The 7,079-nt window shown below is 43.8% G+C and carries 7 protein-coding genes; 5 read left to right on the top strand and 2 right to left on the bottom strand.

Translation table 11 applies throughout. The annotated features are described in order from the left end of the window. Positions 1-137: 137 nt before the first annotated feature. Together ACLFWI_RS23550 and ACLFWI_RS23545 are read left to right on the top strand one after the other, a co-directional pair. The gene (locus tag ACLFWI_RS23550) at positions 138-1,346 is read left to right on the top strand and encodes a hypothetical protein (protein WP_446414947.1); all 1,209 of its coding nucleotides are present in this window, start codon (positions 138-140) and stop codon (positions 1,344-1,346) included. Between the two features lie 6 nt (positions 1,347-1,352). Continuing rightward, positions 1,353-2,159, top strand: coding sequence for an ABC transporter ATP-binding protein (locus ACLFWI_RS23545; RefSeq protein ID WP_446414946.1), 807 nt, complete (start codon positions 1,353-1,355; stop codon positions 2,157-2,159). Positions 2,160-2,291: 132 nt separating this feature from the next. Here the strand turns inward: ACLFWI_RS23545 and ACLFWI_RS23540 are convergent, their stop codons facing one another. Further along, the gene (locus ACLFWI_RS23540) at positions 2,292-3,077 is read right to left on the bottom strand and encodes a response regulator transcription factor (RefSeq protein ID WP_446409997.1); all 786 of its coding nucleotides are present in this window, start codon (positions 3,075-3,077) and stop codon (positions 2,292-2,294) included. Positions 3,078-3,329: 252 nt separating this feature from the next. Here ACLFWI_RS23540 and ACLFWI_RS23535 point away from each other — a divergent pair, with 252 nt between their 5' ends. Further along, positions 3,330-3,740 carry a DUF2294 domain-containing protein gene (locus ACLFWI_RS23535; RefSeq protein ID WP_446414945.1) on the top strand — a complete coding sequence of 137 codons (411 nt, stop codon included), beginning with the start codon at positions 3,330-3,332 and terminating at the stop codon, positions 3,738-3,740. 175 nt (positions 3,741-3,915) lie between these two features. After that, on the top strand, positions 3,916-4,761 hold the full coding sequence (locus tag ACLFWI_RS23530) for a transglutaminase-like domain-containing protein (RefSeq protein WP_446414944.1): 846 nt from the start codon (positions 3,916-3,918) through the stop codon (positions 4,759-4,761). A gap of 102 nt (positions 4,762-4,863) precedes the next feature. On the opposite strand, the gene ACLFWI_RS23525 is transcribed toward ACLFWI_RS23530, so the two are convergent. Further along, positions 4,864-5,187 (bottom strand): hypothetical protein, encoded by a 324-nt coding sequence (locus tag ACLFWI_RS23525; RefSeq protein ID WP_446409994.1) that lies wholly within the window; start codon positions 5,185-5,187, stop codon positions 4,864-4,866. Positions 5,188-5,605: 418 nt separating this feature from the next. On the opposite strand from ACLFWI_RS23525, the gene ACLFWI_RS23520 reads away from it, so the two are divergent. After that, a complete protein-coding gene (locus ACLFWI_RS23520) occupies positions 5,606-6,031 on the top strand; it encodes a hypothetical protein (protein ID WP_446414943.1) in 426 nt (141 codons plus the stop codon). Positions 6,032-7,079 lie beyond the last annotated feature (1,048 nt).

Below are 7,079 nucleotides of genomic sequence, written 5' to 3'. Positions count from 1 at the left end.
GGAAGGGGGATCTGAAGGGGGACTTTGATCTACTGTACTTTATTACAGCGCAAAGCGCTGTATTGATATTAAGGTTTAAATGCCGAACAGCTGACTAACTGGAAGTGCTAATCCATCAGTTTTTCCCCTGATACAAAATGAATTCAACTCAAGACTATATGCATGATTTCGTTATCAAAAAGCAAGAAATTATGAAATTAGTTAATGCGTTAGTTAATAAGCAAAAAAGTATTGATGGATCGGCAAAATCTCGTCAAGCAATCCTTGATGAAATTTCTAATCTTTTAGTCTTTATTCAAAGGGTTGAAAGACTGACGATAAAAAAGAAGCAAGTTGACCGAGGACATGAACCCAGAGTTCTTGAAATTACGAGTATCATTGAAGTTTTAATTCCGGCAATTCAATCCGTTGTGGATGGCAAAGCGGGTATTTCTCTGGTCAAACAGACCCGAATTAGACTATTGCGATCGCTCCGCCGACACGAACCATTTTTCCTAATCCTCCGACGCTCAATTTTCAATAGTTTTATCGATGTTTACTATTTAGATTCAGTCCCGACCAAAGTCATTATCGGACTATGCTTTCCTTTTTCCTTTGCCGGGATTATTGCGCTGATTTCTTCAGTTTATTTTTTGAATTATGGAACTCAAACCTCCGAACTATCACAAGTGAGTCAATCCTTGGAGAAAATTAGCAATGAACGCCGGGAAATAGAACAAGCGTTAGCCAGGATGGAAGAACCTCAAAGAGTGTTAAGCTCATTGACTGGAGAAAGTCGTCAACTATCCTTGGAAGAAAGAATCAGTCAGATTGAATCAACCTTGACATCGCTTGATAATCAGGTCAAGGAACAACTTCAAGTAATGGAGGAACAAAATCAAGCCGATAAACAATTAACCATAACTTTGCCCTTTGGTTTGGAAAATATTTCTTTATCACCAGAAGATTCTCAAGTTATTTTCCGAGTGTTTGTGGTTGGCGCATCGGGAGCGTTGGGAAGTGTAGTCAGTATTTTAATTAGACTGAAGGAGTTTGATGTAGAGTTTCGAGAAATACTCGATCCAGTTATCCCCTTTTTAATCGGGGCGTTTAAGCCAATTATTGGGGCATCATTTGGTGTTTTTATGTATACCCTAATTAGTTCTGGACTGATTCCCCTAGATACGAACCCAACAGAGGCTACTGGTAGAAAAGAAGAATTATTTTATTTTGCGATCGCGTTTACCGTGGGATTTAGTGAACGGTTAGCCAAAGATGTGATTGCCCGGGCGGAAACGACGGTAAAACTGGGAAGCGTTAAAGAAATCCGAGAAATAAGAGAAATAGAGGAATCAGGAGAACAATAAGTAACCATGAACTCGCCCAAGGTATCTGATGATTCATTATCCCCGACGCTGGCTCAACTCCAACTCAAACAAGTGAGTTTGGTTACATCAGCTAAAGGCGCGATTCCAGGAACCACGATTCTCAGCGATATTTCCTTTGAGGTGGCTAGAGGCGATCGCATAACCTTAATTGGTCCCTCTGGTGCGGGGAAAAGTTCACTGCTGCGGCTGTTGAACCGATTGAGTGACCCAACCCGCGGTACAATTTATCTGGATAATCAAGGGATTCACACCATTCCCGTGTTGCAGTTACGACGGCAAATTATGCTGGTTTGCCAAGAACCGAAGCTATTAGGAATGACGGTACAGGAGGCGCTAGCTTACCCATTGGTGTTACAGAAACTGGGAAAATCCGCGATCGCACAACGGATTCAAACCTATCGCAAAAGGCTGCACATCCCAGAAGATTGGCTGGAACGCACCGAGTTACAACTTTCCGTCGGACAACGACAACTGGTTGCGATCGCGCGGGCTTTAATTTGTCAACCCAAAATTATCTTACTGGATGAACCGACATCCGCCCTTGATGTGGGGACAGCTTCTCATGTTTTGGGTGTCTTGGCTGACTTGGCGAATCAGGATCAGATTACGGTTTTAATGGTCAATCATCAGTTAGACATGGCTCAACTCTTCTGTAATCGGGTATTGTATCTCCAGACAGGTCAACTTAGGCAAGATACATCAGCGACTAATATAGACTGGAATCTGTTACGAGATTCCTTAGTCAAAGCCGAAGCGCAAGCGGCTAAAGAGTGGGGAGAAGAAGAGTTTTGACCCTTCGCTTCCCTCAAGGGAACCTGGTTTGTCGGGGCGGGTTTAGGGATTTTCTTGTCGCTATTGATGGTAACGTTTGTACAAAACCCGCCCGGACTAAATTGTGCTTTTGCCTCTCTCCATCCAAAAACACTATTGTCGCCCAGCTGTACTCGCGGCTACAGGTGCAACATCTGGTCGAGAATTTGGATAATGATTATCTACTTCTCCTCCAGTTGATTGGCTGCGTTCAAGCATTTCTGGATTAAACCGATAACCCACATTCCGCACCGTTTGAATTAAACTTGGTTGTCGGGGATCAGCTTCAATTTTTTTGCGGAGTGAGAGGACATGGGTATCAATAGTACGGGGATTATCAATAGCATCGGGCCACGCCCGACGTAGTAATTCAGAACGACTTAATGGTAATCCTTCTGCTTGAGCAAGAACGTAGAGTAAACTAAATTCCTGAGGCGTTAAATCAACAAATTCCCCTTTGTAACACACCCGGCGCTGAACTAAATCAATTTTGAGATCACCATATTCTAGGCTCATTGGTACAGCCGTCATCCGGATTCGTCGAATCAGCGCCTCAACTCTTGCCAGAAATTCCTGCATCCCAAAGGGTTTGGTTAGATAATCATCGGCACCAGCTTTTAACCCTTGGACGATATCAACTTCATGATTACGGGCAGACAGCATTAAAATTAGCGAATGTCGCTGCTGATGAATCCAGCGACAAAACTCTACCCCGTCACCATCGGGTAAGTCAGAGTCGAGAATGACGAGAGTGGGTTGGCGATTATAGAATGTCTCTCTGGCTTGATAGAGGGTGGCAGATTGATAAACCCAATAGCCTGCCTGCTGCAAGTGCCAACCTAGCAGCGATCGCAAATGGGGATTCCCCTCGATAATCTGAATACTAACCGATGCTCCCACGGCATTTTGTTTCCTTTTTCGGCATTGTTACTCAGGTTAACAAAGCTAATGTCAAGATTTTGTAACAACTGTTACTGTGATAGCTGAGGGGGCGGGGTGTCGGGTGTCGGGGAAATTTGCGTTCAACTCCAGTTAACGCCAATGCTTACCTGCTGCTTCAGGTGTGACATTTTGTGGTACGCTTAATTTCCAACCATCCATCTGAGCCAATCTATCGCTATCGTCCTCTGCGTTACCTCTGTTATTATGTCTATGTCAAAAAAAGCTCGTCCGACCCGGGGGCAGTTGGAACGCCGCCTCTCTCAAGGAGTACAATCACTCTACCGTGAGCAACTTGGGCATCAACCTGGCAAAATAACGACCAGTATTCAAGGCGATAGAGTTACGCTGATTCTGGAAGATGCGGTGACTCAGCCGGAGCAGTTACTTGCTAACCAGGGAGAGAAAGACTTAACTGAGAAGGTGCGCTCCGATTTAGATGCTGCCATCAAGCCTCAATTGAGAGAGCGAATCCAGGAAATTTTGGGAGTAGAGGTGGTTGATTTGCTTAGTGATACCACTCTAGAAACTCAAAGGGAGGGAATCATCGCTGTACTAGCTGAGACTCCTCAATTTCGCTGTTCGGGTTCAGCCACACAACAGCCAACTCATCAAGCTTCTTAAGAAGTCAGTGATTGTCATTTGTCATTTTTTTAATAAAACCTCTATTTGTTAGGATTATTAGAATCTAAATAGTTAATTATAAAAATACATGTTGACACAAATCAATATAAATATATGCCAAATAAGGGCAAATTCATTCTAGAAAACCTTACGATAATCCTTATTGAGATAAATCATGAAATTCAAACTGGGCTGTCAATTAAACTATAGTGTTGCGGCAAGTAGCACATTTATTTTTAATCTCAGCGTTGTTGAGAAAAAACATCAAAAAATTCGGCAAGAAAGCTTGCGAATTGAACCATACATGGATTATGAGGAGTATGTGTCTCCTCGGATGGAAAACCGATATCTACGAGTCCATGTACCCCAAGGTGACTTACAGGTGTCCTATCAAGCAACTGTGGATTTATATTATCAGGATGAAGACCCCAGTTCGATTCCAGAAAATCCTCCAGATAAGTTACCGTTAGAAACCTTACATTACCTCTATCCATCGCGTTACTGTGAGTCAGATCGGCTGATGCGTCTGGCACAGAATGAGTTTGGGAATTTGATTCCTGACTATTCCCGCGTCACGGCTATCTGTAACTGGATTTATGATAATGTCACCTATTTATCGGGTAGCACGAATCAACATACCTCGGCTTATGATACCGCGACAGAACGAGCGGGGGTTTGTCGAGATTTTGCCCATTTGGGGATTGCTTTTTGTCGGGCGTTGAATATTCCGGCTCGATTTGTGACGGGATATGCTTATAATTTGGAACCCCAAGATTTCCATGCCTATTTTGAGGCGTATTTAGGCGATCGCTGGTATATATTTGATCCTACCCGACTCGCCCCCTGTAATGGGTTAATTCGGATTGGTATTGGGCGCGATGCGGCTGATGTCGCCTTTGCCACTATTTTTGGTGATGTTCAGATGAACTATAAGGATGTGTTTGTCGAAGCGGTTCCGGAGCAGGATGGAAAAACGCCTGAACTCCCCGACTACACCAATCGTGCGATCGCGTTAATTTAGCATTGAAAGACAGACATGATATGACAAATGACAAATGACAAATGACGCTCCTCTCCGTTAACTTTAATTTTTCCCACAAATCATTAACGCAATGATCGCCGACTAATTCCACTCACCCAATCCACGAGAACCGTCAGCATAATCAAACAGGCGATAGTGTTGACACTCCTCAGCCGTACCACAGACGGCATAGGCTAAGGTGGTAAGCGTTGCCTCTAGGGTTAATTGGAGAAACTCAGGGCTTAACTCCGGCTGTAGACTGGCTTGGAGAAATCGCCCCAATAAGGAAAATCCACCTGGATTCAAGACATCTTGTCCCCAGATACCCGCCTGGTAGAGAGAAAGTGCGATCGCGCCGATAAATACTAATCCCCAAACCGTTTGTGGGTTGAGAATTGGGGGACGAGATAAGGGCTGAGGTTTCACAGGATGATCATAGGGAAGCTGGGGGGAGATGAGAGTGGGTTTGAGATAACGTTATCATCAATGGCGAAATGCAATACCCTCAACCTATCCCTACAAACCAGGTTCCCTTCAGCGAATCAAAGGGTCAAAACTGCCGTTTTTCTGTCTTTAGTATGAAGAAAATTGCCGGGGTTTATTGCCACTATGGGAAAGTATGCCCAGAGTCTCACCAACCGCTTAGGGTTGAAACCCAAGCAACCAAAAGCTCAAGTCAGCTTTAGCTGACACTGAATAAGAGTTTTAGTCGTCTTGAGACGACTTGCGCTTTTAGCCAAGAACTTGAGTTCTTGGCGGGTGTCGAGGCTTATTGACAAAGGTGCAAGTATCGGGTATTGCCCATTTCCTAGTTCCCTGTTCCCTGTTGCCTTTAAAGACTATTATGCCACTATTAAAAATGAAACTACACCTCAGCAAACTGCGTCAAATCCTAGCCTTGTTTTTAATTCCAATTTTCTTGATTTTTGGTTTCGCGATCGCAGACAATAATAGCGACGCCTTAGCCACCCCTCTAACGCCTACAGCACAATTAACCCCAGCCCATCCTCAATCTGAGAAATCTGTCGATTTAGACAAAGGGAGTGAACAAGCGAAAAAGGCATCAGAAAAGGCATTTGAGGGCTTAGAGACAACCAAGGAATTGATTGGCAAAACCGAGAAAAGAAAGCAGGCGATTGAACATGGACGGAAAAAGGCAAGCCGTAAATTAGACTCGATGGCTAAAAAAGCCGAAAAAGCTAAAAAATCAGAAGAATCCTTGAACGACACAGAAAAACTAACACTTGATCGGATAACTGACGGTAAATAATCCAGGTTTAAATCGGGCGCAAATATTGGTTCTTCCAGACTTAGTGTGCTAAACTATTAATTTTAATGAACCAGAAAGCTTACTAAACAAGGACTGTAGCTTTTGATCGCCTCAAAACTCTCTTGAAATCCGGGTCAAAATGGTTAAAGCTATTGCTGTCCAATATTTTGGTAAATCAAGCTAACAATTTAGCACACTAACTACGGAAGACCCCATTAAATTAAGAGAACTCACCCATCAATTTTATCGGGTCGCCCTGCATCGGATATCGGTAATTAGGGGCTGCTGAATAAGTCTTGTGGTGGGGGGAGGGAACAGGGAACAGGCAACAGGCAACAGTTTCAAGCCTCTGTTGAGGTGAAATTCGGCGCAAAAGTCAGCGAAAATCCCAGGATTTTAAGTGTAAAGGTGTAAAAACCTTGTACTTGTTGGGGGCAAAAATGGCTTGAAGTCCTTATCTGGTGTACCTTCCACACTTGTGCAGCAAGCCCTAATTATCTGACAATACGCACATTTAGATCCTACAACCAACCACAATAATTTTGACCGAAAGAATGGGTCTCAAGCCTCCCCGGTATTGGTAATGATATGACACCGCCTACATTGAGACCGGGGCGAGTCGAGATAGGTTAATTGCGATTCCACCAAGTTGACTCAGCGACTCGCCCCTACAACCAACCACGATAATTTTAACAATCCCGATCATCTTGATCATCTTCAGGTTAGAGATTTTTTCAAAACAAACACCGTAGGGGCGACCCGCTGCATTAAATTAAGAGAACCCACCTATCAATTGTATCGGGTCGCCCTGCATCAGGTATCGGTAATTATCTGAAAATACGCACAGTTAGACCGGGGCGAGTCGAGATAAGTTAATTGTGACACCGTCACGTTTGAGCAGCGACTCGCCCCTACAACCAACCGCGACAATTTTGACAATTCCGATTATCTTAATAATGTCAGGTTAGAGATTTTTTCAAGGCAAATCTTGTCGGGGCGACCCGCTGCATTAAATTAAGAGAACCCACCTATCAATTGTATCGGGTCG

Origin of the sequence: Coleofasciculus sp. (genome assembly GCF_046539235.1) — a bacterium.
Classification (GTDB): domain Bacteria; phylum Cyanobacteriota; class Cyanobacteriia; order Cyanobacteriales; family Coleofasciculaceae; genus Coleofasciculus.
The sequence above is the reverse complement of the archived record's forward strand: the minus strand, read 5'-3'. Positions and strand labels throughout refer to the sequence as shown.